This window comes from Halopseudomonas pachastrellae (assembly GCF_900114765.1).
GTDB lineage: Bacteria > Pseudomonadota > Gammaproteobacteria > Pseudomonadales > Pseudomonadaceae > Halopseudomonas > Halopseudomonas pachastrellae.
Window position 1 is genome coordinate 52,587 of the sequence record NZ_FOUD01000016.1, and the last position, 26,815, is coordinate 79,401.

The window sequence follows — 26,815 nt, forward strand, 5'->3', positions numbered from 1 at the left end:
TGCGGAGTTGAACGGCCAATGAGCTGGACTTTTTTCCACAAGCTGGGTTCGCCCAAATGGTTCTATGAGATCAGCAGCAAGCTGCTGCCGTGGGTGGCTGTTTTCAGCGTGCTGATGCTCGCGGTTGGTCTGGTCTGGGGGCTGGTCTTTGCGCCAGAGGACTACCAGCAGGGCAACAGCTTTCGCATCATCTATATCCACGTGCCAGCGGCCATTCTGGCCCAGTCCTGCTACATGATGCTGGCGGTCGCCGGCGTGGTCGGGCTGGTCTGGCGCATGAAGCTGGCCGACGTGGCGCTGCAATGCGCAGCCCCCATCGGTGCCTGGATGACCCTGGTTGCGCTGTTTACCGGCTCCATTTGGGGCAAGCCGACCTGGGGCACCTACTGGGAGTGGGATGCCCGCCTGACTTCCATGCTGATCCTGCTGTTTTTGTACTTTGGCATCATTGCCCTGCGCATGGCGATCAGCAACCGTGACACCGCAGCCAAGGCCACGGCGGTGATGGCGATTGTCGGCGTGATCAACATTCCGATCATCAAATACTCGGTGGACTGGTGGAATACCCTGCACCAGCCCGCCACCTTCACCATCACCGAGAAGCCGGCCATGCCGCCGGAAATGTGGATGCCGCTGCTGGTAATGGTGCTGGCCTTTTACGGCCTGTTTACCCTGAACCTGTTGATGCGCATGCGCCTAGAGGTGCTGCGCCGCGAACACAAGACCCGCTGGGCGCGGGCCGCTCTGGAGAGCAATACATGAGCAACCTGACCGAGTTTTTTGCCATGGGTGGCCATGGCCCCTATGTCTGGACCGCTTACGGATTGACGGGCGCGGTTCTGATTCTGTTGTTCCTGACCCCGATACTTGGACGTCGTCGGCTGGTGCAGGCTGAAGCACGCCGTCGTCGGCGAGAGGAAACCTGATGCATCCCGCACGAAAAAAACGCCTGATCCTGATTCTGCTGGTGTTGCTGGGCGTAGGCGCTGCCGTGGCGCTGGCTCTGAGCGCGCTGCGCGAAAACATCAACCTGTTCTACACCCCCACCCAGATTGCCAATGGCGAGGTGCCCGAAGGGGCGCGCATCCGTGCCGGCGGCATGGTGGTCGACGGCAGCGTCAAGCGCTCCACCGACAGCCTGGATGTGCAATTTGACGTCTCCGATGGCGCCGAGGCGGTAACCATCGCCTACAGCGGCATCCTGCCGGACCTGTTCCGTGAAGGGCAGGGCATTGTCGCCCTGGGCCGGGTAAATGCCGATGGCGTGCTGGTGGCCGATGAAGTGCTGGCCAAGCACGACGAGGAATACATGCCGCCCGAAGTGGCCAAGGCCATGAGCGATGCGATGCAGAACAAGGCAGCGCAGCCGGTAACAGCCGAATAAGGGGTAACAGATGATTCCCGAGCTTGGGCAGATTGCCCTGATCATTGCACTGTGCCTGGCCGTACTGCAGGCCAGCGTGCCGCTCTATGGCGCCTGGCGTGGCGACGCGCTGGCGATGAACGTGGCGCAGCCGGCGGCCGCGGCGCAGTGTCTGTTTGTTGCCTTTGCTTTTGCCTGTCTGGTGCAGGCCTTTGTGGTCGATGACTTCAGCGTGACCTATGTTGCGCTCAACTCCAACTCGGCCATGCCCTGGTACTACAAGGTCAGCGCAGTGTGGGGTGGTCACGAAGGCTCGCTGCTGCTGTGGGCGCTCATCCTGGCTGGCTGGACCTTCGCGGTCGCCATCTTCTCGCGCGATCTGCCGGAAGAAATGCTGGCGCGTGTGTTGTCGGTAATGGGCATGATCAGCGTCGGTTTTTTGTGTTTCATGCTGATGACCTCCAACCCGTTCGATCGGCAACTGCCGTTCCACCCGGTGGACGGCAATGACCTGAACCCGCTGCTGCAGGACTTTGGCCTGATTGTTCACCCGCCGATGCTCTACATGGGCTACGTCGGCTTCTCCGTTGCCTTTGCCTTTGCCATTGCTGCGCTGCTGGGCGGTCGCCTGGACGCGGCCTGGGCGCGCTGGTCGCGGCCCTGGACCATCGTCGCCTGGGCGTTTTTGACCATCGGTATCGTGCTTGGCTCCTGGTGGGCCTATTACGAGCTGGGCTGGGGCGGCTGGTGGTTCTGGGACCCGGTCGAGAACGCTTCCTTCATGCCCTGGCTGGTCGGCACGGCGCTGATTCACTCGCTGGCCGTGACCGAAAAGCGCGGCGTGTTCAAGAGCTGGACCGTACTGCTGGCCATCGCCGCCTTCTCGCTCAGCCTGCTGGGGACCTTCCTGGTACGTTCCGGCGTGCTCACCTCGGTGCACGCCTTTGCCAGCGACCCTGATCGCGGCGTGTTCATCCTCGGCTTTTTGCTGGTGGTGGTCGGCGGATCGCTACTGCTCTACGCCCTGCGTGCCCCGGTGGTCAAAAGCCAGATCGGCTTTGCCTGGAGCTCGCGTGAGGCGCTGCTGCTGGTCAACAACGTGGTGCTGGTGGTGGCCGCATTGATGGTGCTACTGGGTACCCTGTATCCGCTGATCATGTCGGCTTTCGATACCCTGGTGTCGGTTGGTCCGCCGTACTTCAACGGCATGTTCCTGCCGCTGATGGCAATTCTGATGGCTGCGCTGGGCGTCGGTATTCTCAGCCGCTGGAAGCAAACGCCGGTCTCCTGGCTGGTGGGTCAGCTGAAATGGGTGCTGGTGCTCTCTGCGGTAGGCGCGGTGGTTATCGCTGTCTGGCTGGGCGCGCATCAACTGGCAATCGGCAGCCTGCTGCTGCTGGTGTTCTGGGTGTGCGGCGCCTCGCTGCGTGATGTGCTGCACAAGACCCGCAACAAGGGCCTGGTGGCAGGCGTGCGCGCGCTGCCGCGCAGCTACTGGGGCATGACCCTGGCGCACATCGGTATTGCCGTGTGCGCTGTCGGCGTTGTCGGCGCGAGCCTGTTCGACAATCAGCGTGATCTGCGCATGGCGCCGGGCGATGCGCTGGAGCTGGGCGGCTATACCTTCATCTTTGATGGTGTACGCCACCGTGAAGGGCCCAACTGGATCTCCGATCAGGGCTCGGTCAGCGTCTACGCCGGTGATCGTCAGATCACCACCCTGCACCCCGAGAAGCGCCTGTATCGCGTGAAGAATCAGGTCATGACCGAGGCAGGTATTGATGCCGGCTTTACCCGTGACCTCTTTGTCGCCATGGGCGAGCCGCTGGAAGGGGATGCCTGGGCAATGCGCGTGCACATCAAGCCCTTCGTGCGCTGGATCTGGCTGGGCGGCCTGATGATGATGGCCGGCGGTCTGCTGGCGGCCAGTGACAAGCGCTACCGTCTGAAGGTGCGCCAGCGCGCCGACAAGACGGCCCAACGTTTGCCCGGGGAGATTGCCTGATGCGTCGTGCACTGCTGATTCTGCCGCTGCTGATTTTTCTGGTGCTGGCCGGTTTCTTTCTCTCCAGCCTGATGAGTAAAGAGGCCGGGGTGACCGAGCTGGAGCTGCCGTCGCCTTTGCTGGACAAGCCCTTCCCGAGTTTTGACCTGCCGTCTGTGCTGGATGAGCAAACGCGCATTACCCAGGCCGACTTCCAAGGCCCGGCGCTGGTCAATATCTGGGCCACCTGGTGTGTGGCCTGCCGCGTCGAGCACCCGGTGCTCAACCGTCTGGCGGCTGAAGGCGTGGTGATCTACGGGGTCAACTACAAGGACAACAGCGCTGATGCGATCAAATGGCTCAAGGATTTTCACAATCCGTACCAGTTGAACATCAGCGATGCTGACGGCCGTCTGGGGCTGGACCTGGGCGTCTATGGCGCGCCGGAAACCTACCTGATCGATGCCCAGGGCAATATCCGCTACAAGTTTATCGGCGTGATCGATGACCGCGTCTGGGAGACCAATCTGGCCGCGCGCTATCAGGCGCTGGTCGAGGAGGCCCAATGACCCGACGACTGAACTGGCTTGCTCTGAGCCTGTTGCTGCTGGTGGGCAGCGTCAGCGCGGCGGTAGATACCTTTGAGTTCAGCTCCGAACAGGAGCGTGACCGGTTTTACGCGATTGGCGCCGAGCTGCGTTGCCCCAAGTGTCAGAACCAGAATATCGCCGATTCTGACGCACCTATCGCCTCTGACCTGCGCAAGGAAGTGTATCGCCTGCTGGACGAAGGCCAGAGCGATGAAGAAATCGTGGATTACATGGTCGCCCGTTACGGCGAATTTGTGCGCTACAAGCCGGCGCTGAACCGCGAGACGTTGGTGCTCTGGTTTGGTCCGTTGTTTTTCCTGCTTGCCGGCGTGCTGGCCATTGTGCTGCTGGTACGTCGGCGCCAGAAGGTCGCCGCCTCTGCACCGGCAGCCGAGCTGTCGCCGCAAGAGCAGCAGCGCCTGGACGACCTGTTGAACAAGAAGAGCCAAGATGACTGATTTGTGGTTTGCGGCCGCCGGCCTGGTGCTGGTGGCCATTGTAATGGTGCTGTGGCCGCTCTGGCGCCGCCGTCAAAGCGAGCGGGTAGATCGTACTGCGCTCAACGTTGCGCTGTATGAAGAGCGGGTTGCTGAACTGGAAGCCCAGCAGCGTGCAGGTGATCTGAGCGAGGCCCAGCTGGCTGCTGCCAAGGGTGAAGCCAGCCGACTGCTGCTCGAAGACACCGCCGCCGCTGACGCCCGCCAGGCGCCGCTGACCCGCCAACTGACCTGGGTGCTGATCATTGGTGCCCTTGCCCTGCCATTGGCCGTGCTGGGGCTCTATCGCCAATGGGGCGCTGCCGACGGGCTGGCGCTGTATCGCGAGATGCAGGCGACGCCGCAGGTAGAGACCCTGGAGGCGCTGATCGATCGTACCCAGCGGGTGGTCGAGGTGCAGCCGGAAAACGGCGAAGCCTGGTACATGCTGGGCCGCGCCTACATGAGCGCGCAGAACCCGGAGAAGGCAGCAGATGCCTTTGGCAATGCGCTGGCGCGCCTGGGTGAGCAGCCCGAGGTGTTGGCGCAATTGGCGCAGGCGCGCTACTTCGCCAACGGCAACCAGCTGGATGCCGAAACGGCCCGTGCACTGGACAAGGCCATCGAGCTGGACCCGCAACAACCTACCGCTCTGGGCCTGCTGGGTATCGCAGCCTTTGAGGCCGGGGACTTTGCCGGCTCCATTCGTTACTGGCAGTCGCTGATGCAGGGCATGGACCCGGAAAGCCCCGGCGCCCAGGCCATTCAAGGCGGCATTGAGCGCGCGCTTCAGCGTATGGTCGATGCCGGACAGACGCCGCCACCGGCAGCCGAGCCCGCGGCGGGCCCGACCATCAGCCTGCGTGTGAGCGTGGCGCCTGAACTGCTGGCCGAGCTGCCGGCCGATGCCAGCGTGTTTGTCTTTGCCCGCGACCCCAACGGCCCGCCGATGCCTTTGATCGCCAAGCGCCTGAGCCTCTCGCAGCTGCCGCTGGAGATTACCCTCAGCGCGGACGACGCGATGCTGCCCGGCGTCACCCTGGATGAGGAGACCGCGCTGCAGCTGGTTGCCCGCGTATCGCCCACTGGCGACGCGCGTGAAGGGACGCATCTGGGGCAGTTGGATGAGGTGCATGCCGGGCAGGATGGGACGTTGGAGCTGGTGATCGACCGCGCGATTAACTGAGGTATTTGGTCGTTTATGCTTGTTAGCCTCGCATAAAATGGCCGCTCTGTATCAGCGCCTGGCTGCCTTCTGGCCAGCTTTTCGCCTTCACGGCGAGCCAAGGGGGGCTGCTTGCCCAGCCCCCCTTAGCGATCCCCCGGGGCACCCGACTACGCGGCCCTTCGGGTTCGCTGCGTTGCTCGATTTATCGGGGAGCCACAAAACTCGTCGCTGCGCTCCTCAGACATCCTGTGGCTCTTTTTCCCGATAAATCTGCGCTACTCGCCCGCGTAAACGGGACTAGGAGCTGTGCCCACTTCAACATTGTTTTTTGATTCGTAACCTTTTGCCTGGTGACCGGTAATTGTCTGCTCGGGCTGAACCAGAAGCACGGCTGTAGAGTCCATTCTGTAACAGGACCTTTACAGCGCCTGCAGGGCAGGCGGGAGGCGTGCGCTATGTTGACCCATATTCCGTTTGGTAACAGCAAGGTGCTGGGCTTTCGCATTGAGGGCAAGGTCAGTGCCGAGATGCTCGACGAGATGCTTGAGCTGATTGAGGCCAAGTTACGCGAGCACGCCAAGGTGCGGCTATACGTGGAGATACCGGCCTTTGGCGGTATGGCTGCCGAGGCGCTGTACAAGGATCTGAAGTACGGTATCAGTCACTGGAATCGCTTTGAGCGCGAGGCGGTGGTGACCGACCAGGGCTGGCTGGAGAAGCTGGTCGGGCTGGCTGACCGCCTGGTGCCGGGTGTCGAAGCGCGGGTCTTTCCGGCCGCCGAGAAAGACGCCGCGCGGGACTGGATTCAGGCGCTGGAGTGAGGGGCGGCTCAGTCCTGCTGTACCTCGGGCAGGCTGACCGCCAGCAGTGCGCCAGCCAGCCCCACGCCGGACAGCAACAGCAGCATGCCGGCGGCGCCAATCAGCGAGCTGAGCAGGCCGAACAGGCCGGTCGCCAGCAGAATCAGGCCAATGGCGCTGTTGCTGACCGCAACATAGTCGGTGCGCTTGTTACCGCCGGCCATGTCCAGTACATAGGTCTTGCGGCCCACGCGCACGCCGGCGTGGGCAATCCCCAATACAAAGAACGCCACCGGGAACAGCCATGCATGCAGGTTGTCAGGCAGTGGCGCCCAGAGATCAATGGCGATGACCACCGGCCCCAGCAGGCTGGCCAAAAGCGCCGCGCGGATCAGCACCTGGCGGCTGGAGGCATCCGACATGCGGCCCCAAACGCCCGCACTCAGGCTGCTGGCCAGCCCGTTGGCGACTAGAAAGGCGCCGAGCATGCCAAAGCTGGTTTCCACTTCTTGGGCCATGACCACGTAGTAGGGCGCCGACAGCGCTGAACACAGCAGCAGGGCGCGGGTAACCACAAAGCGGCGAAACGGCGCGTCGTCGCGCAGCAGGCTGATGCGGCCAAGGGCGTGGCTCAAGGCATTGCCGCCGCCTTCGGTGGCGCCGGGCGCCTCATCAATGCCGCGATATATCAGCGCCGCCGCTACCCAGAGCAGCGCCGCGCCGATCAGCAGGGCTGCGTAAAACAGCATGTCGTCATCGCTGGGCGGGTAGATCAGGCAATACACGCCAAAGGCCAGTGCCAGCCAGCCCGACAGGCTGGTCGCGACCCCGTTCAGCCGGCCGCGCCGGGTTTTGGGCACGGTCTTGCCAATCACATCCTTGCTCGCCACCGAGCACAGCCCGCGCGCCAGGCTGAAAATAACCAGGCAAACAATGATCAGCGCACCGGCCAGCGTGCCCTCGATGCTCCAGGCCACTGCGCCCATGGCCAGCAGGGCGGCGGCCTGCAACAGGCTGCCGACAATCCACACGCCGCGCCGGTAGGGCATGCGGCGAATCCAGGCGGCGATCAGCAGCTGCGGCAGCATGGAGCCGGATTCGCGAATCGGCACCAGCCAGGCAATCAGCGCCACTGGTGCGCCGACCACACCCATCAGCCAGGCCAGGGTGGTTTTCGGGTTGGTCAGGGTATCGCCCAGGCTGGTCAGCGTATTGGCCAGCACCTGGCGGAAGAAATTCTGCGGCACATCCGAGCAGGCGGCGTCGGGAATGTCTTTGCAGACGCGCGCGTCTTCTTCGTTCATCAGCTTGCTGTAAAGGTCGTCTAGGCGTGGTGTCTGGGGCATCGTCTGGTTTCCTGCTGAACCTGTGCTGCGGCGCTGGCAAGTGTGCCGCAAGCCACGGTTGCAGGCCAGTGTCACAGGTATTTGCCTGCAACCCTTCTCATACGGGCACCGTCCGGGTAACAATGCGGGTTTGGCCCAAGGCAGCAAGGACAACGCCCCTTTCATGCGACTCAAATGCATCAAGCTGGCCGGCTTCAAATCCTTTGTGGACCCGACTACCGTCTATTTCCCTACCAACATGGGTGCGGTGGTGGGGCCGAACGGCTGTGGCAAGTCCAACATCATTGATGCGGTGCGCTGGGTCATGGGCGAAAGCTCGGCCAAGAACCTGCGCGGCGAGTCGATGACCGACGTCATCTTTAACGGCTCCAACTCGCGCAAACCGGTAGGGCAGGCCTCCATTGAGCTGGTGTTCGACAACAGCGACGGCACCCTGCAGGGCGAGTACGCCGGTTACAACGAGATTTCCATTCGCCGCAAGGTGACGCGCGAAGCGCAGAACCAGTACTTCCTCAATGGCACCAAGTGCCGCCGCCGCGACATTACCGACATCTTTATGGGCACCGGCCTTGGCCCGCGCAGCTACTCGATCATCGAGCAGGGCATGATCTCGCGCCTGATCGAAGCCAAGCCTGAAGAACTGCGCCTGTTCATCGAAGAAGCAGCCGGTATTTCCCGCTACAAGGATCGTCGCCGCGAAACCGAAAACCGCATTCGTCGCACCCAGGAAAACCTGTCCCGCCTGACCGACCTGCGTGAGGAGCTGGAGCGTCAGCTGGCGCACCTGCATCGCCAGGCCCAGGCGGCAGAGAAGTACAAGGAGTTCAAGACCGAGGAGCGCCAACTCAAGGCCCAGTTGCAGGCGCTGCGCTGGCAGAACCTCAACGAGCAGGCCGGTCAGCGGGAACATCGCGTGCGTGACCTTGAAGTCGCGCTGGAGGCCTTGATTGCCGAGCAGCGCAACGCCGACAGCGAGATCGAAAAACAACGCGACCAGCACAGCGACCTCACCGAGTCCTTTAACCGCGTGCAGGCGCAGTACTACAGCCTGGGCGCGGACATCAGCCGCATCGAGCAGATTCTGCAGTTCAACCGTGACCGCCAGCGGCAATTGCATAGCGACATTGAAGAGACCGAGCTGGCCTGGCAGGAGGCGCAGAGTCATCTGACCCAGGACGAGGCGCTGCTGGCCGATCTGCAGGCCGAACTCGACGGTATCGAGCCCGAGCTGGAAATGGCGGGCGCCGCCGAAGAAGACACCGGCATGGCGCTGCAGAGCGCTGAAGATGCCATGCAGAACTGGCAGAGCGCCTGGGACCAGTTCAACCAGCGCGCCGCCGAGCCTCGTCAGCAGGCCGAAGTAGAGCAGTCGCGTATCCGTCATATGGAGCAATCGGTCGAGCGTCTGGGCGAGCGCATTCAGCGGCTTGAGGACGAGCGAGCGGGCCTGAGCGTCGGCAGCCTCGACGACGAACTGGCCGAGTTGTCCGAGCAACTGGCGGAGCTGGAGCTGCGCAGCGAAGGCGAGCAAATACAGCTGGCGGAGGTGGGCGAGCGCCTGCAACAGGATCGCGACACCCTGTCAGCCTTGCAGCAGGAGCAGGATATCCGCCGTGGCGAGCTGCAACGCGGCAGTGGCCGGCTGGCCTCACTCGAGGCCTTGCAGCAGGCGGCACTCGCCCAGGGCAGCGATGTTGGCGACTGGCTCAGCGCCCAAGGGTTGCAAGGTCGTGGGTTGCTGGCCGAGCAACTGCAGGTTGAAGCAGGCTGGGAGGCTGCCGTTGAGGCGGTTCTCGCCGATGACCTGCAGGCCATCGCGCTGGATGACCTGAGCAGCCTGGATGCCACCCTGGCCGAGTTTGAGCAGGGCAGTCTGCGCCTGCTGCAGCGCGGCGCGCCAGGACAAGCCAGCCCCGGCAGCCTGCTGGACAAGGTGGACAGCCCGCTCGACCTGCGCCCCTGGCTGGCGGCTATTCGCCCGGTCGACTCCGTTGCCGAGGCACTGGCCCAGCGCGTAGAGCTGGCACCGCACGAATCCCTGATCACCCGCGAAGGCCATTGGGTTGGCCCCAACTGGCTGCGTTTTCGCCGTGGCGAGGCCAGCGAAGGCGGGGTGTTGGCTCGGCAGCAGGAAATGGAGCAGTTGCAGGCCAGTCTGGACGAGCAGCAGGCCGCACTGGATAGCGGGCAGGAACGTATTGATCAGCTGCGCGAAGGCATTCGCGTGCTGGAGCTGCAACGCGATGGCTTGCAGCAGACACTGGCTGCCAGCGGCCGGCAGCAGGGCGAACTCAAGGCCCAGTGGTCCGCCCGCCAGGTGCGGCTTGAGCAAATCAAAGCCCGCCGTCAGCGCATTGGCGAAGACCTGGAAGAGCTCAAGCGTCAGCGCGGTGAAGAGCTGGAGCAGATTGGCGAGGCACGTCTGACCCTGCAGGACGCGTTGGACAGCATGGCGGCGGATACTAGCCAGCGTGAAGCGCTGCTGCGCCAGCGCGACCTGGCCCGCGAAACCCTGGATTTGGCCCGCCAGCAGGCGCGTCAGCACAAGGATCGCGCGCACCAGCTGGCCCTGCGTGCGCAATCGCTTAACGCGCAGTTGAAGAGCACCCGGCAGGGGCTGGAACGTCAGCAGAGCCAGGCCGAACGGCTGTCCGAGCGGCGTGAACAGCTGCGCATGACCCTGGAAGAAAGTCAGGCGCCGGAAGACGATCAGCGTATCGAGCTGGAAAGCCTGCTGGAGCAGCGTGTGGAGGTGGAGCAGTCGCTCGGCGCCGCGCGCCAGGCGCTGGAAGGCGTAGATCAGCAGATGCGCGCGCAGGAAACCCGGCGCGTACAGGCTGAACAGCAGGCGCAGGTGCTGCGTACCCAGCTTGACGAGCAGCGCCTCAACGCCCGCGACCTGCAAACACGCCGTCAGGGCCTGCAGGAGCAACTGGCCGAGGCAGGTTACGACCTGCACGGCGTGCTGGCCACCTTGCCGCAGGACGCCAGCGAAAGCGACTGGGAGCAGCAGCTGGCGCAGCTGGATGCGCGCATTCAGCGCCTTGGCGCGATCAACCTGGCGGCCATTGAAGAGTATGAGCAGCAGTCGGAGCGCAAGCGCTATCTGGATGCGCAAAACGCTGACCTGGAAGAAGCGCTGGGCACCCTGGAGCAGGTGATTCGCAAGATTGACCGGGAAACCCGTGCGCGCTTTAAAGAGACCTTCGATAAGGTCAACCACGGCTTGCAGTCGCTGTTCCCGAAAGTCTTTGGTGGCGGTCACGCCTATCTGGAGTTGACCGGCGATGATCTGCTCGACACCGGCGTGGCCATCATGGCGCGCCCGCCGGGCAAGAAGAACAGCACCATTCACCTGCTGTCCGGTGGTGAAAAGGCGCTGACGGCCATTGCCCTGGTGTTCTCGATCTTCCAGCTCAACCCGGCGCCGTTCTGTATGCTGGATGAGGTAGATGCGCCGCTGGATGACGCCAACGTGGGGCGTTATGCCCGCATGGTCAAGGAGATGTCGGCGCGTGTGCAGTTCATCTATATCACCCACAACAAGATCGCCATGGAAATGGCGGATCAGTTGCTGGGTGTAACCATGCATGAACCTGGCTGTTCGAGGCTGGTCACAGTAGACGTAGAAGAGGCGGCTGCGTTGGCGGCAGTGTAGTTTTGATGGCGGGCATGCTAGCATCCGGCCAGACGAGAGGCGGGTTGCCAGCCGCCCGAATAGCATAGTGAAAACAGGAACGGGTATTCATGGATTTCGGTTTGCGTGAGTGGCTTTTCATCTTCGGCCTGCTGGTCATCGCGGGCATCTTGTTTGATGGCTGGCGGCGCATGGGCGGTCGATCAAAGATCCGCTTTAAACTCGAACGCAATCTCTCCGATCTGCCTGAAGAAGGCGGCAACGACGAGCTGCTTGGGCCGCCGCGAGTGGTCAACCGCAACGAGCGCGCCGAACCTTCCTTCGGCGGGGACGGCGACGCCCTGTCCGCTGATGATGGCAGCCAGTGGCATGAGCCGGAGCAGGTAGGTCTGGATCTGGACGAGCCGCCGGTTCTGGTTGATCCGGTGGCCGCCGAGCCGCGCAGCAAAAAGTCTGCGGCCGACAAGCCCGCACGCAAAACCGACGCCGAGCCCAAGCCAGAGCAGCAGTCGCTGCCGGTCGAGCTGGTGCTGGTGATCAATGTGGTCTCGCGTGACGAGCAGGGCTTTTCCGGCTCGGCGCTACATCAGAGCATTCTCGAAAGCGGCCTGCGTTTTGGCGATATGAACATCTTCCACCGCCATGAAAGCATGAGCGGCAACGGCGACGTGCTGTTCTCCATGGCCAATGCACTGAAGCCGGGTGTCTTTGATCTGGATGAACTGGATCAGAGCCATGTTCGCGCGGTCAGCTTCTTCATGGGCCTGCCCGGCCCGCGCCACCCCAAACAGGCGCTGGACCTGATGATCGCCGCCGCCCGCAAACTCTCCCACGAGCTGGGTGGCGACCTGAAAGACGAACAGCGCAGCGTGCTCACCGCCCAAACCATCGAGCACTACCGCCAGCGTATTGCTGAATACGAGCGGTTGAGCTATAGCCAACGTCGCTAGGCGCCCGCAGGGCGCTTAGCGACGCTGGCTAGCCGCAAGCTTCAAGCTGCAAGCTACAAGTAAACCCGGCCCCGCTGCTCAGGCTCGGAGTGCGTTGGGTTTCGCTTGCAGCTTGTAGCTTGCGGCTTGAAGCTTTGGTTCGGTTAGAATACTCCCCGAACTCCCAGCCCTGCGACCGTCCATGCCCCAGTCCGTTACCCCCGCCGAGCGCGCTCTTGCCCTGCGTGAAGAAATAGCGCAGCACAATTACCGTTATTACGTGCTCGATGAGCCGGCGGTGCCGGATGCCGAGTACGATCGGCTGTTCAACGAACTCAAGGCCATTGAGGCCGAACACCCTGACCTGATTACCCCAGACTCACCCACGCAGCGTGTGGGCGGGGCGCCGGCGTCCGGCTTTGGCGAGGTAAAGCATGAAGTGCCGATGCTGAGCCTGGGGAATGCCTTTGCCGAGCAGGATATGCACGACTTTGATCGGCGGGTGCGCGAGGGGCTGGATTTGCCAGCCGGCGACCTGTTTGGCGGCGGTGCAGAGGTCGAGTACTGCTGCGAGCCCAAGCTGGACGGGCTGGCGGTCAGCCTGTTGTACGAGAACGGCCTGCTGGTGCGTGGCGCTACCCGGGGCGACGGCAGCACCGGAGAAGACATCTCCACCAACGTGCGTACCATTCGCAATGTACCGCTGAAACTGCGTGGTGAGGGTTGGCCGGCGGTGCTGGAGGTGCGCGGCGAAGTGTTCATGAGCAAAGCGGGCTTTGAAGCGCTGAACGAGCGCGCCCGTGAAACCGGCAGCAAGACCTTTGCCAACCCGCGTAACGCCGCGGCCGGCAGCCTGCGTCAGCTGGACCCGACCATTACCGCCAGCCGGCCGCTGGAATTCTGCTGCTACGGTTTTGGTCGGGTAGATGGTGAGCTGCCCGATAACCAGTACGCTATCTTGCAGGCGTTTCGCGAGTGGGGCCTGCCGATCAGTCGCGAGCTGAAGCTGGTCAAGGGCATCCAGGGCACACTCGATTACTACCGGGATATCGGCGAGCGCCGGGCGGCGTTGGAATACGAAATCGACGGGGTGGTGTTCAAGGTCAACCAACTGAGCTACCAGCGCGAGCTGGGCTTTCGTGCCCGTGAGCCGCGCTGGGCCATCGCCCACAAATTTCCGGCGATGGAAGAGCTCACCGAGCTGCTGGACGTTGAGTTTCAGGTCGGCCGCACCGGTGCGGTGACGCCGGTTGCGCGTCTCAAGCCGGTTCAGGTGGCGGGTGTCACCGTATCCAATGCCACGCTGCACAATATGGATGAGGTCGCGCGCCTAGGTGTGATGATCGGCGATACCGTGATCATTCGCCGCGCTGGAGATGTGATTCCGCAGGTCATGCAGGTGGTCACCGAGCGTCGCCCGGCTGACGCGCGGCCGGTTGAGGTGCCGAGCAATTGCCCGGTGTGCGGCTCGGCGGTGGAACGCACCCAGTTGGTCAAGCGCGGCAAGGCCGGCTCTACCACCAGCGAAGGCTCGGTGTACCGCTGCGTTGGCCGCCTGACCTGTCAGGCTCAGCTCAAGCAGTCGATCATTCACTTCGTCTCCCGTCGTGCCATGGATATCGATGGCCTGGGCGAGAAGAGCGTCGAGCAACTGGTTGATACCGGCCTGGTTGCCTCCCCGGCAGACCTGTATCGCCTGACCTATGAGCAGGTGCTGGCACTGGACGGCTTTGCCGAGCTGTCGACCAAGAATCTGCTGACCGCCATTCAGGCGAGCAAGAAGCCGACCTTGGCGCGCTTCATCTACGCCTTAGGCATTCCCGATGTGGGTGAAGAAACCGCCAAGCTGCTGGCGCGCGCGCTGGGCAAGCTGGAGCGTATTGAGCGCGCTTTACCCGAGGTGCTGGTTTATCTGCCGGATGTGGGGCTGGAAGTAGCCCACGAGATTCATTCCTTCTTTGCCGATGCGCACAACCGCCAGGTTATCGACCAGTTGCTGGAGCGCGGTGTCACACCCGAGGAGCCGGGCGAGCTGGCAGCTGAATTTGCCGCTTGTGTATCGCTGGCCGATTTCCTGGCGCGCCTGAATATCACCGGTATCGCCAGCACCGGCGCCGAACGCCTGGCCAGCACTTTTGGCAGTCTGGACAAGATTCTCAGCGCCGACTGGCTGGACCTGAAACAGGTTGAGCGCCTGAACGATAAGGCGATCAAAGCCCTGCGCGAGTTTGCCGAGAACCCGGAGCAGCGCGCCCACGCCGAAGCGGTTGAGCAGCAGTTGCGGGATTTCGGCATGCATTGGGACAGCCCCCGTGCAGAAGCCGCTGGTGGCCTGTCTTTGGCCGGCCAGACCTGGGTGCTGACCGGTACGCTGGAGGCCATGTCCCGCGATGTGGCCAAGGCGCATCTGGAAAGCCTGGGCGCCAAGGTGGCTGGTAGCGTGTCGGCCAAGACCCACTGCGTTGTGGCTGGCCCTGGCGCCGGCAGCAAACTGGCCAAGGCCGAGCAGCTGGGCGTAACTGTCTGGACCGAGCAGCAACTGCTCGACATGCTGGCGGAGCAGGGCATCAGTGCATGAGTAGCCCTGAGCGTGTGAACAGCCCTGAGCGCATAAGCGGCCCTGTTGTGCTGGCGCCGATGGAAGGGCTGGCCGATGCGCCGATGCGCGATGTGCTGACGCGTATTGGCGGCATCGACTGGTGCGTCAGCGAGTTCATTCGCGTGACCGAGGGGCTGCTCAATGTGGGAACCATTCGCCGCGGCGTCCCGGAAAGCGAGCACGGCTGGCGGACCCGCGCCGGTGTACCGGTGCGGCCGCAATTGCTTGGCTCCGACGTACGCTGGATGGGTGAAAACGCGGCGCTGCTGGCGTCTATGGATGCCCCGGCCATTGATATCAACTTTGGCTGCCCGGCCAAAACGGTCAACCGTCACCGGGGCGGCGCTGCGCTGTTGACCGAGCCCGAGCTGCTGCGCGAGATTGTTGCCAGCGTGCGGGCGGCGACGCCGACGCACATTCCCGTGACCGCCAAGATGCGCCTGGGTCTGACCGATACCAGCCAGACGCTGGAATGCGCGCAGGCGCTGGCCGATGGCGGCGCTGGTGAAATCACCGTGCATGCCCGCACCAAGGTCGAAGGCTACAAGCCGCCGGCCCATTGGGAGTGGCTGGCGCGTATTCGCGAGGCGGTACCGGTGCCGGTGATCGCCAATGGCGAGGTGTGGACCACCGAGGATTATCGTCGTATTCGTGAGGTCAGTGGCTGTGATGCGGTGATGATCGGCCGAGGCCTGGTGCGCTGCCCGGATCTGGGGCTGCGCATTCTGCAGGATACCGATGCAGCCGTGCTTGGCTGGGATGAACTGTGGCCCTGGCTGGCTGACTTCTTCCGTCAGACCCGGTTGCGGGTGGTGGATCGGCACTCGCCGGGGCGGTTAAAGCAGTGGTTGGCCATGCTTGGCCAGCATTATCCCCAGGCGCGGGAGCTGTTCGACAGCCTGCGTCGGGAAACCAGTGCGGACGTTGTGACCCGCCGGTTGGAAGGGCCGCTGGAGTCGGCTGCCTGAGCTTGATGTTATGGCTTATCGCTGGCTGGTGCGTGGCGCAGGTTATGGTGGATACGCTTCGCTTAATCCACCCTACGGCTTGGTGCGAACTTCTGTAGGGTGGTGAACGCCGCAGGCTTCGCCACCATCGGCCTATTGCTCCGGCTTGTAGCCCAAGCGTAACCCTCCCCAATGTTGTCCGCCGACCATGATAGGTACCGACAGGTCGTGCATTACCTCGCCGGTATCACGCTTGTAGGTTTGCAGCAGCAGGGTTTGTTCGTGGCTGCCGGAGCGCCGTCCGGTGGGGTCATCGAACAGGCGTTTGCTGCGGCAGTGCAGGGTGTCGTGCTGCACATCGCCGGTGGGTTGCTTGCTGAAACGCTGGTTGTGGGTCGGCACATAGCCCGAGGGAATGGCGGCGATGGCATAGACCAGCTCGGGGTGCTGCTGCAGCAGGGGTTCCTGCAGGGCCGGCAGCACCTGATCTGTGTAGCTGTCGAAGGCGCTGTGGTAACGGGCGGGGTTGCTGCCGGCAATCGGGGTAAGGTTGCGATCGAACAACGCCGAGCGCTGAATTTTGCCGCTGGCCAGATCTGCTTCAAAGCGCGCTGCAATCGCTGCGGCCGTCTGCTGCGCAGCATCAAAAAAGCGCTGGTGATAGTCGTCCAGCGCCACATCGGCCAGCATTTCGCTGACCTGCTCGGCCAGCGATACCAGGTTGACTGCTTCACCGCCCAGGCGCTGGGTCTGCTCATCGCTTTGTTCAATGTCGCTGCGTACCTGCTCCAGTGCGGTACTCAGGCTGGCCAGCTGGTCGCGGTTGGTCAGGCTGCTACCGGCGATCTGCTCGGTCACGGCTTTCACTTCGCCGCCCTGGGTGCTGATCTCTTCCAGTTGGCCGGCGGCCTCTTCAATAAGGCTGACGCCACCGCGTACCTGTTCAACCAGGGCAGCAAAATCGGTATTCACCCGCTGGCTCTGCTGGTGCATGCGCTCGATGATCTCGCCAACCTCCGAGGTGGAGGCCGCGGTGCGGCCGGCCAGAGCGCGTACTTCATCGGCTACCACGGCAAAGCCGCGGCCCATCTCGCCGGCGCGCGCTGCCTCAATGGCGGCATTCAGGGCCAGCAGGTTGGTCTGGCTGGCAATGGCCTCAATCACGCCGGTGACCTGCACGATCTTCTCGGTCTGGGCGTTGAGTTCGGCCAATACCGCGTTGGATTCATCCGCTTGCGCGGCCAGTTGATGCATCACGCGGGTCGCCTTATCGAGTGCCTGGCGGCCGTCCTGGCTGCGGCTGCGGGCCTGCTCGGCTGCGCTGTCGGCGCGCTCGGCATACTGGGTGGTGGCGTCTACTTCCACAGCAATCTGCTGGGCGCTGTCGGTCACCTGACGAATCGCCAGCAGCTGCGATTGCTGGCGCTGACGCAATTGATCAACCGAGTGCGCGACCTCTGCCGCAGCGATGGCGTTCTGGCTGGTGGCGCGTGATAGACGCGCGCTCAGGTCGGCGTTGTCGGTCCCTTCGGACGATTCAGGCGGGCGGTGGGGCTGGTCGGCGGGCGGGTAGAACCAAGGCAGGCCAAGCCAGGGCAGCAGGCAGAGAATCAACGCTGGGGCCAACGCTTCAATGCCGGCAGAGTGATACAGCCAGCCAAGGGTGGCGAGCTGCAGTAGAGCCAGTACGGTCTTGCCGAGAAATCCGGTGCGCATACGGGTGTCCATTCCGGGCTAGGGGGCCCCTTTGTTTTAATTTGTCTGCTATTTAGCCACCTGTATCAATACTAGACAATCGGTCTTTGGTCTTGGGCTGGAAGGCCACCAGCTTGCTGCAGGCTCCGCATGAAGCCGGTGTCCAGCCGGTCCTTGAGGGCCAAGGCTAGCCGGCTGCGCAGCGCCAGCGGGCCGTAGCAGGCCAGTGCCTGGGCGTCGCCGGTCGCCAGCAGCGCGAGGGCCCGTGGCTGGGGCTGATAGCGCTGCAGAGCAGAATCGCCGGCCAGCAATGTGCGCAGGTTGGGGCCCAACACGGCACCCTGACGGACCGCGTAAACGCCTGAGTGCGGGCAGCCCGGTAGCGTCGCGCAGTCGCCGCTGGCCAGTATTCTCGGGTGCGACTGGCTCTGCAGGGTATTGCCGATTTGGATAAATCCGCTGCTGTCGGTGGCCAGTCCGCTGTTCTGCTGCCACGGCGCTGGTGCGGCGCCAGTGGCCAGAATGAGTGCGTCGGCCTCAATCGCGCGCCCGGCCTCGGTCAGCAGTGCGCCGCTGTCGATGCAGCTGACCAGATGCCCCTCTTGCAAGGTAATGCCTCGGTCCGCCAACAGGGATCTGGCCAGGCGTGCGGCGCGTGGTGGCTGGGCAGCCAGCAGCGCGCTGGCGCAGATCAGGGTCAACTGACAGCCGGGCAGGGCGCGTTGCAGCGCCAGAGCGAGCTCCACAGCCGCCGCGCCGCCGCCCAGTATTGCCAGGCGAGCAGGCGCGCCGTGCTCGCGCCAGTGCTGCCAGCGCCGGTACAACGCGCCAAAGGGCTTGGCGCCGACTAGCTCCAGACTGCCGTCGTTATGCGGCGGGGCGGGGTTGCCGGCACCGCAATCCAGAGAGATCAGCTCGCCGTTCAGCGCCTTGCCGCTGGCCAGTTGCACGCGGCGCTGGTCTGCATCCAGCGAGATCAGGCTGTCGAGCTGCAGTGAGATGCCTGCGGCGTGGCAAAGCGGGCCCAGCGCTACTCGGCACTGCTCGCTCTGCCAGCGGCCGGCCAGCAGCCCCGGCATCATGCCAGAGTACCAGGCCTCTGGCTCCGGCGTGATCAGCACACTGCCGGACGGAGGCTGGTAGCCCTGCCTGATCCAGTCACGAATGGCGACCAGGTGCGCGTGTCCGGCGCCAATCATGATCAGCGGCGCAGTCATCTCGCGAGCCCACTGGCTGGCGGGTTATGGAAACCTTTTGCGTGATTCATAGCCCCCGGTGATAGGTACGCATTGAAGTGGCTGATCAGTTTATTTCGAAATCGACTTTCGCTGTGCGAACCTGATAGTCTCAAGTTGCTAAAAATTCCAATTACAAAAAATGGAGCATAGCGTGCACGAGAATAATAGCTATCCGTCGCCCAAACGGGCCTGGTTGACTGTCGGTATTCTGCTGGTTGCCTATGTTCTGTCTTTTGTAGATAGACAGATTTTGAACCTGTTGGTTGAGCCAATTCGCCGCGACCTACAGATCAGTGACACCGAGATGAGCCTGCTGATGGGCTTGTCCTTTGCGATTTTTTACACCGTGGCCGGGATTCCGCTGGGCCGGATTGCCGACTCCAAGAGCCGCCGTGGGTTGATCGCCGGGGGCGTTGCGGTATGGAGCCTGATGACCGCGTTTTGTGGTCTGGCGCAGCAATATTGGCACTTTATTATCGGCCGCATTGGTGTGGGGGCAGGTGAGGCGGCGCTGTCGCCGGCGGCCTATTCATTGATCGCCGACAGCTTTGCGCCCAACCGCCGTGCCACGGCCATCAGTGTGTACGCGATGGGTATTTACCTTGGTGCCGGTGCTGCGTTTCTGCTGGGCGGTATCGTGGTGACCTGGGCCAACGCGCGTGGCGCGATGGTGTTGCCGGTGTTTGGTGAGGTGCGCCCCTGGCAGCTGATCTTCCTGGTGCTGGGTGCAGCTGGTCTGATGTTCTGCTTGGTACTGCTGGCGATCAAGGAGCCGACGCGCAAAGGTATTGGTGCAGGTGTTGCGGTACCGCTCAAGGATGTTGCCAACTACCTGCTGGGCATTCGCAAGGCCGTGCTTTGCCACAACTTCGGCTTTGCCTGCCTGTCGTTTGCGTCGTATGGGGCGTCGGCGTGGATTCCGACCTTCTTCATCCGCAACCACGGTCTGACAGCGGGTGAGGTAGGTATTTATTACGGCTCGCTGGTCATGGTGGCCGGCTCGCTGGGGATCGTATTCGGTGGGCGTCTGGCGGATTTTCTGGCGCAGCGTGGCTGTCTGGATGCCAACATGCGGGTCGGTCTGCTGTCGGCTATCCTGACCCTGCTGTGCAACGTGGTTTATCTGGTCGACAACATGCCGCTGCTGTGGACCATCATGTTCTTTAACGTCTTTACCGTGGCAATGCCCTTTGGCGTTGCTCCGGCGGCCATTCAGGAGATCATGCCCAACGCCATGCGCGGGCAGGCATCGGCGATCTACCTGTTCACCATCACCCTGATTGGCCTGGGTATCGGCCCGACCGCCGTTGCCCTGTTTACCGACTATGTGTTCCAGGACGACATGGCGGTGCGTTATTCCATATTCATCGTTGCCAGCGTGATAACCGTGGGCTCTATCATCCTCCTCGCCATGGGCCTCAAACCCTACCGAGAGGCACGGGACACGCTGACACGCTGGGGTGAACAACAGGGCCAGCCGGGCTGAGGGCAACCTCAGCCGGCTGATGACTTGAATTACAACAGGAGCAAAACACATGACAGACGCAGTTATCGTATCCACGGCCCGTACCGGCCTGGGCAAATCCTACCGTGGCGCACTGAACAACACGCACAGCGTTGACATGGCCGGCTTCGTTATCGAAGAAGCCGTTAAACGCGCTGGTATCGACCCGGCACTGGTTGAAGACGTGATCCTCGGCGCGACCTTCCACGAAGGTGCTCAGGGCAAAAACATGGCGCGTCTGGCTGCCATCCGTGGTGGTCTGCCGGTTACCACCGCCGGCATGTCCCTGAACCGTTTCTGCAGCTCGGGTCTGCAATCCATCGCTATCGCTGCCCAGCGCGTTGTCAGCGAAAAGATCCCGGCTATCGTTGCCGGTGGCGTTGAGTCCATCAGCCTGTGCCAGAACGACAAGATCAACATGTTCCACGGTACCAACGAGTGGATCATGAAGAACAAGCCGGAGCTGTACCTGTCCATGATCGAAACCGCCGACATCGTAGCCCAGCGCTACAACGTCAGCCGTGAAGCGCAGGACGAGTACTCCCTGCTGAGCCAGCAGCGCGTTGCTGCCGGTCAGCAGAGCGGCAAGTTCGCCGACGAAATCGTGCCGTTCAAGACCATCATGAAGGTTCAGAACAAGGAAACCGGCGAAATCACCGATCAGGAAGTTGTGCTGGATCGCGACGAGTGCAACCGTCCGGGCACCACCCTGGAAGGTCTGTCCTCCCTGCAGCCGGTGCGTGGCCCGGACAACTTCATCACCGCCGGTAACGCCAGCCAGCTGTCTGACGGCGCGTCTGTCTGTACTGTTATGAACAGCAAGGTTGCCGAGCAGCTGAACGTTGAGCCGATGGGTATCTTCCGTGGTTTCGCGGTTGCCGGTTGCGAGCCTGACGAAATGGGCATTGGCCCGGTCTTCGCCATTCCACGTCTGCTGGAGCGTAACGGCCTGAAGATGGACGACATCGGCCTGTGGGAGCTGAACGAAGCCTTTGCTTCTCAGGTTGTCTACTGCCGCGACAAGCTGGGCATCCCGGCTGAGAACCTGAACGTCAACGGTGGCTCCATCGCTATCGGTCACCCCTACGGCGTAACCGGTTCGCGCCTGACTGGCCACGCACTGATCGAAGGCAAGCGTCGCGGCGTGAAGTACGTGGTTGTCACCATGTGCATCGGCGGTGGCCAAGGCGCAGCCGGTCTGTTCGAGATCGTCTGATCCCAGTCGCAAGCTGCAAGCCGTAAGCTGCAAGCAAACCCGGGCCATGCTCGGGTTTCGCTTTTGGGGTTCGGCTTGTTGCTTGAAGCTTGTAGCTAAAAATTCCAGAGGAATTTTCCGTGTCCCAAAAAATCATCAATACCGACGATCTCGCGTTTCTGCTCTATGAAATGCTGGATATCGAGCGTTTTACCCAGTTTCCGCGTTACGAAGACCACAGCCGCGACACCTTTGACGCCGCCATTGAGCTGGCGCTGAAGGTCGCGAGCGAAACCTTCGCACCGCACAACCGCCTCTGTGATGAAGACGAGCCGCGTTTTGAAAACGGCAAAGTCGTGATTCGCCCGGAAGTCTCCGAGGCGCTGGCCGTGCTGCGTGATACCGGCCTGATGGCCGCCTCGCAGGACTACGAGCGCGGCGGCATGCAGCTGCCGGCTGCCGTATCCCAGACCTGTATCGGCCTGATCAAAGGCGCCAACGTCAGCACCCAGGCTTACGCCGGTCTGACTATCGCCGCCTGCAACCTGATCATGGCCCACGGCACCGACGAGCAGAAGCAGCGCTACGCTGAGCCGATGATGGCCGGCCGCTTCTTCGGCACCATGTGCCTGACCGAGCCGCACGCCGGCTCCTCGCTGGGTGACATCAAATCCCGCGCGATTCCGCAGGATGACGGCACCTACCGCATCAGCGGCAACAAGATCTTTATCTCCGCGGGTGACCACGAGCTGAGCGAAAACATCGTTCACCTGGTGCTGGCCAAACTGCCTGACGCACCGCCCGGCGCCAAGGGCATCTCGCTGTTCATCGTGCCCAAGTTCCTGGTCAACGAAGACGGCAGCCTCGGCGAGCGCAACGACGTTCAATTGGCCGGTCTGATCCACAAGATGGGTTACCGTGGCACCACCTCCACCATGCTCAACTTCGGTGAGAAGGGCGGGGCGGTCGGCTATCTGGTCGGCGAGCCGCACAACGGCCTGGCCGGCATGTTCCACATGATGAACGAGGCGCGCATTGGCGTAGGTCTGGGTTCGGTCATGCTGGGTTACACCGGTTACCTGCACGCACTGGAATACGCGCGTGAGCGTACCCAGGGCCGTGGTCTGGCCGAGCGTGACCCGAACACCCCGATGATTCCGCTGGTTCAGCACGCCGACATCCGTCGTCTGCTGCTGGCGCAGAAAGCCTTCGTCGAAGGCGGCCTGTCGCTGTGCCTGTTCTCCTCGACGCTGGTCGACGAGAAGAAGCACTCGCCGGACGCTGCCGTGCGCGAAGAGGCCGCTGGCCTGCTCGACCTGCTGACGCCCATCGTCAAATCCTGGCCGTCGCAGTTCTGTCTGGAAGCCAACAGCCTGGCGATTCAGGTACACGGTGGCTACGGCTACACCCGTGAGTACCCGGTTGAGCAGTTCTACCGCGACAACCGCCTGAACCCGATCCATGAAGGCACCCACGGCATTCAGGGTCAGGACCTGCTGGGCCGTAAGGTCACCATGGCCGGTGGTCGTTTTTACCAGAGTCTGCTGACCCGCATCCGCGCCACCCTGGACGAGTGCGCCAACGTCGCCGAGCTGAAGGCCAACGCCGAACTGCTGAGCGCTGCGCTGAGCACTGTCGAAGAGGTGACCGAAGCTCTGCAGGCGATGAAGAAGAGCGAACCCGATCGGGCGCTGGCCAACGCCTACCTGTACATGGAGTGTTTCGGCCATCTGGTTGTCGGCTGGCTCTGGCTGCGTCAGGCGCAAGCTGCTCTGCGCGGTCTGCAGAACGGCGGCGAGCGCCCGGCGAGCTTCTATCAAGGCAAGCTCAACGCCTGCGACTACTTCCTGCGCTACGAACTGCCCAAGCCGCTGGCGCTGGCAGAGGTGCTGCGCAGTGCCGATCGCACTACGTTGGACATGCCGCTGGATTGCTTCTGATCCCGCAGGTGTGACGAAAAACCGGGCCTTGGCCCGTTTTTTCGTGGCTGCCTGAAGTGCGGGCGCTGACTGTCCCGTTGATGTCGAGGTATCCTTGCCTCATGTACACCCTTGCCCATCCCGTCACCAGTGCGCTGGAAATCCGCAAAAGCCGTTTCCTTGCCTGCGTTGAACCCGTTGCCGACCGCGCCGCCGCGCAGGCACGCGTGAATCAGTTACGCGCAGAGCATCCGGGCTGTGCCCATGTGTGCTGGGCGCTGCTGGCGGGCGGGCATAGCGCGGCGGTTGACGATGGCGAGCCCTCGGGCACCGCAGGGCGGCCGATGCTGGATGTGTTGCGCCATCAGCAGCTCGACGGCGTGCTTGCTACCGTGGTGCGCTATTTCGGTGGCGTCAAACTGGGTGCTGGCGGCCTGGTACGGGCCTACACCGACGCTGTTGCCCAAGCGCTTTTGCAGGCGGAAAAGGTTGAATACATTCCCACTCAAACGCTCCGGTGCGAGCTGGCCTACGCCCATGAAGGCGTCACGCGCAATCTGATTGCCGAGCTGGGTGGTGAGCTGCTTGAGGTCAATCATGGCCAGGCCGTGCGTATGCAGGTGCGTCTGCCCGCCAGCGCCACCGAAACCCTGCGTGAGCAACTGATGTCCATTACTCGTGGTGAGCTTGGCTGGGAGGCTGAGGGGGCGGGAGAGTGATACCTCACTGCGGATAAGGGCAGTGCAGAGGGTGCCTGAGTGCATGTCAGGAAAGGCCCGTACCTGCACACACGAACCACACAGCCCGTCTGTCAGCGCACCTTCCTGAACGTCAGGTTATATCGCACGGCACCTGTTTGCGGGTGGCTGGCTTTTTTGCCTAGCGGGCTTACACCGTGAAAGTACAATCGACTCTCGCCACCCCAAACCACCACGTCGCCGTGCTCCAGCAGCCAGCGGCTGGTCGGGTCGATGCGGTGGGCGCCGCCGAACAAGAAGGTAATGGGCGCGCCCAGGGAGATGGAGACGATGGGGGCGTTCAAGTCCTGTTCGTCCTTGTCCTGGTGCAGGCCCATGCGCGCGCCGGTGGTGTAGCGGTTGATCAGGCAGGCTTCCGGGGCAAAGTGGGCAAAGCCTGCGCTGCGCGCAGCGCGTTCGGCCAGCTCGCCAAACAGCGCGGGCATGGTGGGCCAGGGCTGATTGCTTTGCGGGTCGAGGGCGCTGTAGCGATAGCCGTGGCGATCGGTGACCCAGCCATAGGCGCCGCAGCTGCTCATGGCGGCGGACATCTGATAACCGCCGGGGGTGATCTGGTGACGAAAGGGCGCCTGCGCAGCAACGTGCTCAATGGCAGCCAGCAGCGCGTCTGCATCCTTCAGGGCAAAGCCTTTAAGCAGCCAGGCATCCGGGCCGATCTGCTGACGTTGTGGCGCCTCAGGCGCGCCGAGGTCAAGCAGGCCTTGCATGGCTGTAGCTCACAGATGGCGGTGTGGGTGATGGGAACAGCATGGGGCTAGCCGGTGGTTGAAAGCGTCCGGCCATGATGGCGCAAGGGAAGGGTTGGCTCAAGCAGCCCCCGCCGGGAGACGGGGGTGCAGGCAGGCTTAGAACTTCATGCCGGGCAGATTGAGCGAGGCGGTGTTGCCGCCATCGACAGCCAGTGCTTGCCCTGTGACGTAGCTGGCGTCGTCGCTGGCGAGGAAGGCGATGGCACCGGCAATCTCCTCCGGGCGGCCATAGCGGCGCAGCTCGCAGCGGGTGCCGAGTTTCTCTTCCTTGTTATTCTCGCGGGCGTATTGGAATACGGGGGCTGTCATGCCGGTTTCAATCAGGCCGGGGCACACGGCGTTGACGCGAATATTGAACTGGCCGAGGTCGCAGGCCGCGGTCATGGTGAAGTTGATCACGCCGGCTTTGGAGGCACTGTAGGCGTTGCCACCGGCACCGGAGCGGATGCCCGCCACCGAGGCGGTGTTAACGATGGCGCCGCTGTTTTGTTCGCGCATCTGACGTGAGGCGTACTTGGTGAACAGCATGACGCCGAACAGGTTGACGTTGATGATCTGCTGCCAGGTTTCCAGGCTCTGATCGGTGGCGATGCTGTAGTCACCACCGGCGATACCAGCATTGTTGCAGAGCACGTCCAGACGGCCGTAATGGGCCACGGTATCGGCGACGCATTTCTCCACCGCAGCTTCGTCACCCACGTCCAGCTCGCGGTGCAATACGTCAGTGCCAGCCGGCAGCTCACTGATGGTCTGTTCCAGACCTTCGGCGTTGCGGTCCACCAGCATCAGACGCGCACCTTCGTTGGCCAGGCGTTTGGCGGTAGCACGACCGATGCCGCTGCCGGCACCGGTGATCAGGGCAATTCTGTTGTCGAAGCGTTGCATATCAAAATCCTCTTTGAAGGGCAGCTGGAAGTCAGAAGCTTGAAGCTTGAAGCTGGAAGCTAGATGTCAGTGAAAGTGGCTGGTTATCTGCGCGGGGCCGATGCGATGCTTTGGTCATGCACCTGCATTTGCCGCCGCTGCGTGCCATCGCCTTCCAGCTTCCAGCTTCCAGCTTTCAGCTCCCTTGGGGTTAATGACTAATACTCGGATCATCCGCTACAGCGGTGTTGTCGCCGTTCTGATCAATACCCAACTGGTCGGCCATGTCGCTGGTGTCGACTTGCCAGCTGCTGGCGATGTCGCGTTCAAAGCGTACCGGGGACAGGGCGATCAGGCCGTCGCGCAGGGCGCCGACGTCGGTCTGGCGGCCGGTGATGCGGTCGGTCTGGCGCTGGAAGCCGAGCCAGTAGTAGGGCACACCACGGGTGTCTTCGCGGCGTTCGATGTTAACGCCACCGATGCTGCCGCGTTGCGGGCGGCAGATGGCCACACCGCGCACCTCTTCCGGTGGGCGTGCCGGGAAGTTGATGTTCATGGCGCAGTCTTCCGGCCAGCCGGCGTCCAGCAGTTGGCGAACCAGCTTGGCGCCGTAGTGACGGGAGGTTTCCCAGTAGACGTCGTTGCCGGGGATGTAGGCCTGGCTCAGGGCGATGGCCGGAATGCCCAGCAGAGTGCCGGTCAGCGCGCCGCCGATGGTACCGGAGTAGGCAACCGAGTCGCTGATGTTGGCGCCGTTGTTGACGCCAGACAGCACCAGATCGGGCTTGACCGGCAGCAGCTCGGCTACGCCCAGCAGGACGCAGTCGCTGGGGGTGCCGCTGACGCTGAAACGGCGCTCTTCAAACTGGTGAACGCGCAGCGGGTGGTGGACGGAAATGGACATGGAGACGCCGCTCTGGTCCAGATCGGGGGAGACGATCCATACCTCTTCGGCGATGGCGTTGGCGATCTCTTCGAGCACTTGCAGGCCCGGGCCGCGCCAGCCGTCGTCGTTGGTCAGCAGCACGCGCTTGACGGGTTTGCTCATGGGCAA

General features: G+C 62.9%; 22 protein-coding genes. 16 read left to right on the top strand and 6 right to left on the bottom strand.

Annotation, left to right across the window (positions count from 1 at the left end):
* Window positions 1–18 precede the first annotated feature (18 nt).
* The 8 genes from BM116_RS13200 to BM116_RS13235 all read left to right on the top strand — a co-directional run bounded on the left by BM116_RS13200 (window position 19) and on the right by BM116_RS13235 (window position 6,402).
* The gene (locus BM116_RS13200) at window positions 19–762 is read left to right on the top strand and encodes a heme ABC transporter permease (RefSeq protein WP_083727018.1); all 744 of its coding nucleotides are present in this window, start codon (window positions 19–21) and stop codon (window positions 760–762) included.
* Window positions 759–926, top strand: coding sequence for a heme exporter protein CcmD (ccmD, locus tag BM116_RS13205; protein WP_083727020.1), 168 nt, complete (start codon window positions 759–761; stop codon window positions 924–926). Before BM116_RS13200 ends, ccmD begins: the two co-directional genes overlap by 4 nt.
* Complete coding sequence (gene ccmE, locus BM116_RS13210) at window positions 926–1,384, top strand: cytochrome c maturation protein CcmE (RefSeq protein ID WP_083727022.1); 459 nt, start codon at window positions 926–928, stop codon at window positions 1,382–1,384. The genes ccmD and ccmE overlap by 1 nt, the downstream gene beginning before the upstream one ends.
* A gap of 10 nt (window positions 1,385–1,394) precedes the next feature.
* Complete coding sequence (locus BM116_RS13215) at window positions 1,395–3,368, top strand: heme lyase CcmF/NrfE family subunit (protein ID WP_083727024.1); 1,974 nt, start codon at window positions 1,395–1,397, stop codon at window positions 3,366–3,368.
* Complete coding sequence (locus tag BM116_RS13220) at window positions 3,368–3,916, top strand: DsbE family thiol:disulfide interchange protein (RefSeq protein WP_083727026.1); 549 nt, start codon at window positions 3,368–3,370, stop codon at window positions 3,914–3,916. The genes BM116_RS13215 and BM116_RS13220 overlap by 1 nt, the downstream gene beginning before the upstream one ends.
* A complete protein-coding gene (locus BM116_RS13225) occupies window positions 3,913–4,395 on the top strand; it encodes a cytochrome c-type biogenesis protein (RefSeq protein ID WP_083727028.1) in 483 nt (160 codons plus the stop codon). Before BM116_RS13220 ends, BM116_RS13225 begins: the two co-directional genes overlap by 4 nt.
* Window positions 4,388–5,599: a c-type cytochrome biogenesis protein CcmI gene (gene ccmI / locus BM116_RS13230; RefSeq protein WP_083727030.1), complete on the top strand. Its 1,212-nt coding sequence runs from the start codon at window positions 4,388–4,390 to the stop codon at window positions 5,597–5,599. The genes BM116_RS13225 and ccmI overlap by 8 nt, the downstream gene beginning before the upstream one ends.
* Window positions 5,600–6,036: 437 nt before the next feature.
* Window positions 6,037–6,402, top strand: coding sequence for a SpoIIAA family protein (locus BM116_RS13235; protein ID WP_083727032.1), 366 nt, complete (start codon window positions 6,037–6,039; stop codon window positions 6,400–6,402).
* Window positions 6,403–6,410: 8 nt separating this feature from the next.
* On the opposite strand, the gene BM116_RS13240 is transcribed toward BM116_RS13235, so the two are convergent.
* Complete coding sequence (locus BM116_RS13240) at window positions 6,411–7,727, bottom strand: MFS transporter (RefSeq protein WP_083727034.1); 1,317 nt, start codon at window positions 7,725–7,727, stop codon at window positions 6,411–6,413.
* Window positions 7,728–7,890: 163 nt separating this feature from the next.
* Between BM116_RS13240 and smc the strand changes: the two genes are divergently transcribed.
* The 4 genes from smc (at window position 7,891) to BM116_RS13260 (ending at window position 15,860) form a co-directional block, all read left to right on the top strand.
* The gene (gene smc / locus BM116_RS13245; RefSeq protein ID WP_083727036.1) at window positions 7,891–11,385 is read left to right on the top strand and encodes a chromosome segregation protein SMC; all 3,495 of its coding nucleotides are present in this window, start codon (window positions 7,891–7,893) and stop codon (window positions 11,383–11,385) included.
* Between the two features lie 89 nt (window positions 11,386–11,474).
* Entirely contained in the window at window positions 11,475–12,314 is an 840-nt protein-coding gene (zipA, locus tag BM116_RS13250; RefSeq protein WP_083727038.1) for a cell division protein ZipA, read from the top strand.
* A 181-nt stretch (window positions 12,315–12,495) separates the two neighbouring features.
* Window positions 12,496–14,871: an NAD-dependent DNA ligase LigA gene (gene ligA, locus BM116_RS13255; protein ID WP_083727040.1), complete on the top strand. Its 2,376-nt coding sequence runs from the start codon at window positions 12,496–12,498 to the stop codon at window positions 14,869–14,871.
* Window positions 14,868–15,860 (top strand): tRNA dihydrouridine synthase, encoded by a 993-nt coding sequence (locus BM116_RS13260; RefSeq protein ID WP_083727042.1) that lies wholly within the window; start codon window positions 14,868–14,870, stop codon window positions 15,858–15,860. Before ligA ends, BM116_RS13260 begins: the two co-directional genes overlap by 4 nt.
* 132 nt (window positions 15,861–15,992) lie before the next feature.
* On the opposite strand, the gene BM116_RS13265 is transcribed toward BM116_RS13260, so the two are convergent.
* On the bottom strand, window positions 15,993–17,555 hold the full coding sequence (locus tag BM116_RS13265; RefSeq protein ID WP_083727044.1) for a methyl-accepting chemotaxis protein: 1,563 nt from the start codon (window positions 17,553–17,555) through the stop codon (window positions 15,993–15,995).
* Window positions 17,556–17,626: 71 nt separating this feature from the next.
* Window positions 17,627–18,751 carry an FAD-dependent oxidoreductase gene (locus BM116_RS13270; RefSeq protein WP_083727046.1) on the bottom strand — a complete coding sequence of 375 codons (1,125 nt, stop codon included), beginning with the start codon at window positions 18,749–18,751 and terminating at the stop codon, window positions 17,627–17,629.
* Window positions 18,752–18,923: 172 nt separating this feature from the next.
* On the opposite strand from BM116_RS13270, the gene BM116_RS13275 reads away from it, so the two are divergent.
* The 4 genes from BM116_RS13275 to BM116_RS13290 all read left to right on the top strand — a co-directional run bounded on the left by BM116_RS13275 (window position 18,924) and on the right by BM116_RS13290 (window position 24,109).
* Complete coding sequence (locus BM116_RS13275; protein WP_083727048.1) at window positions 18,924–20,258, top strand: spinster family MFS transporter; 1,335 nt, start codon at window positions 18,924–18,926, stop codon at window positions 20,256–20,258.
* Window positions 20,259–20,307: 49 nt separating this feature from the next.
* Window positions 20,308–21,492, top strand: coding sequence for an acetyl-CoA C-acyltransferase (locus BM116_RS13280; RefSeq protein WP_083727050.1), 1,185 nt, complete (start codon window positions 20,308–20,310; stop codon window positions 21,490–21,492).
* Between the two features lie 119 nt (window positions 21,493–21,611).
* A complete protein-coding gene (locus BM116_RS13285) occupies window positions 21,612–23,411 on the top strand; it encodes an acyl-CoA dehydrogenase (RefSeq protein ID WP_083727052.1) in 1,800 nt (599 codons plus the stop codon).
* 101 nt (window positions 23,412–23,512) lie between these two features.
* On the top strand, window positions 23,513–24,109 hold the full coding sequence (locus BM116_RS13290; RefSeq protein ID WP_083727054.1) for an IMPACT family protein: 597 nt from the start codon (window positions 23,513–23,515) through the stop codon (window positions 24,107–24,109).
* A gap of 92 nt (window positions 24,110–24,201) precedes the next feature.
* Here the strand turns inward: BM116_RS13290 and alkB are convergent, their stop codons facing one another.
* The 3 genes from alkB to surE all read right to left on the bottom strand — a co-directional run bounded on the left by alkB (window position 24,202) and on the right by surE (window position 26,809).
* Complete coding sequence (alkB, locus tag BM116_RS13295) at window positions 24,202–24,855, bottom strand: DNA oxidative demethylase AlkB (protein WP_211276276.1); 654 nt, start codon at window positions 24,853–24,855, stop codon at window positions 24,202–24,204.
* A gap of 138 nt (window positions 24,856–24,993) precedes the next feature.
* Window positions 24,994–25,782, bottom strand: coding sequence for an SDR family NAD(P)-dependent oxidoreductase (locus BM116_RS13300; protein ID WP_083727056.1), 789 nt, complete (start codon window positions 25,780–25,782; stop codon window positions 24,994–24,996).
* Window positions 25,783–25,972: 190 nt separating this feature from the next.
* Window positions 25,973–26,809 carry a 5'/3'-nucleotidase SurE gene (gene surE / locus BM116_RS13305; protein ID WP_083727058.1) on the bottom strand — a complete coding sequence of 279 codons (837 nt, stop codon included), beginning with the start codon at window positions 26,807–26,809 and terminating at the stop codon, window positions 25,973–25,975.
* Window positions 26,810–26,815: the final 6 nt, after the last annotated feature.

What these genes read in the sequence shown, in the direction of transcription:
- BM116_RS13200 (WP_083727018.1), top strand. Translation starts at nt 19, where the DNA reads ATGAGCTGGACTTTTTTCCACAAGCTGGGTTCGCCCAAATGGTTCTAT.
- ccmD (WP_083727020.1), top strand. Translation starts at nt 759, where the DNA reads ATGAGCAACCTGACCGAGTTTTTTGCCATGGGTGGCCATGGCCCCTAT.
- ccmE (WP_083727022.1), top strand. Translation starts at nt 926, where the DNA reads ATGCATCCCGCACGAAAAAAACGCCTGATCCTGATTCTGCTGGTGTTG.
- BM116_RS13215 (WP_083727024.1), top strand. Translation starts at nt 1,395, where the DNA reads ATGATTCCCGAGCTTGGGCAGATTGCCCTGATCATTGCACTGTGCCTG.
- BM116_RS13220 (WP_083727026.1), top strand. Translation starts at nt 3,368, where the DNA reads ATGCGTCGTGCACTGCTGATTCTGCCGCTGCTGATTTTTCTGGTGCTG.
- BM116_RS13225 (WP_083727028.1), top strand. Translation starts at nt 3,913, where the DNA reads ATGACCCGACGACTGAACTGGCTTGCTCTGAGCCTGTTGCTGCTGGTG.
- ccmI (WP_083727030.1), top strand. Translation starts at nt 4,388, where the DNA reads ATGACTGATTTGTGGTTTGCGGCCGCCGGCCTGGTGCTGGTGGCCATT.
- BM116_RS13235 (WP_083727032.1), top strand. Translation starts at nt 6,037, where the DNA reads ATGTTGACCCATATTCCGTTTGGTAACAGCAAGGTGCTGGGCTTTCGC.
- BM116_RS13240 (WP_083727034.1), bottom strand. Translation starts at nt 7,727, where the DNA reads ATGCCCCAGACACCACGCCTAGACGACCTTTACAGCAAGCTGATGAAC.
- smc (WP_083727036.1), top strand. Translation starts at nt 7,891, where the DNA reads ATGCGACTCAAATGCATCAAGCTGGCCGGCTTCAAATCCTTTGTGGAC.
- zipA (WP_083727038.1), top strand. Translation starts at nt 11,475, where the DNA reads ATGGATTTCGGTTTGCGTGAGTGGCTTTTCATCTTCGGCCTGCTGGTC.
- ligA (WP_083727040.1), top strand. Translation starts at nt 12,496, where the DNA reads ATGCCCCAGTCCGTTACCCCCGCCGAGCGCGCTCTTGCCCTGCGTGAA.
- BM116_RS13260 (WP_083727042.1), top strand. Translation starts at nt 14,868, where the DNA reads ATGAGTAGCCCTGAGCGTGTGAACAGCCCTGAGCGCATAAGCGGCCCT.
- BM116_RS13265 (WP_083727044.1), bottom strand. Translation starts at nt 17,555, where the DNA reads ATGCGCACCGGATTTCTCGGCAAGACCGTACTGGCTCTACTGCAGCTC.
- BM116_RS13270 (WP_083727046.1), bottom strand. Translation starts at nt 18,751, where the DNA reads ATGACTGCGCCGCTGATCATGATTGGCGCCGGACACGCGCACCTGGTC.
- BM116_RS13280 (WP_083727050.1), top strand. Translation starts at nt 20,308, where the DNA reads ATGACAGACGCAGTTATCGTATCCACGGCCCGTACCGGCCTGGGCAAA.
- BM116_RS13290 (WP_083727054.1), top strand. Translation starts at nt 23,513, where the DNA reads ATGTACACCCTTGCCCATCCCGTCACCAGTGCGCTGGAAATCCGCAAA.
- alkB (WP_211276276.1), bottom strand. Translation starts at nt 24,855, where the DNA reads ATGCAAGGCCTGCTTGACCTCGGCGCGCCTGAGGCGCCACAACGTCAG.
- BM116_RS13300 (WP_083727056.1), bottom strand. Translation starts at nt 25,782, where the DNA reads ATGCAACGCTTCGACAACAGAATTGCCCTGATCACCGGTGCCGGCAGC.
- surE (WP_083727058.1), bottom strand. Translation starts at nt 26,809, where the DNA reads ATGAGCAAACCCGTCAAGCGCGTGCTGCTGACCAACGACGACGGCTGG.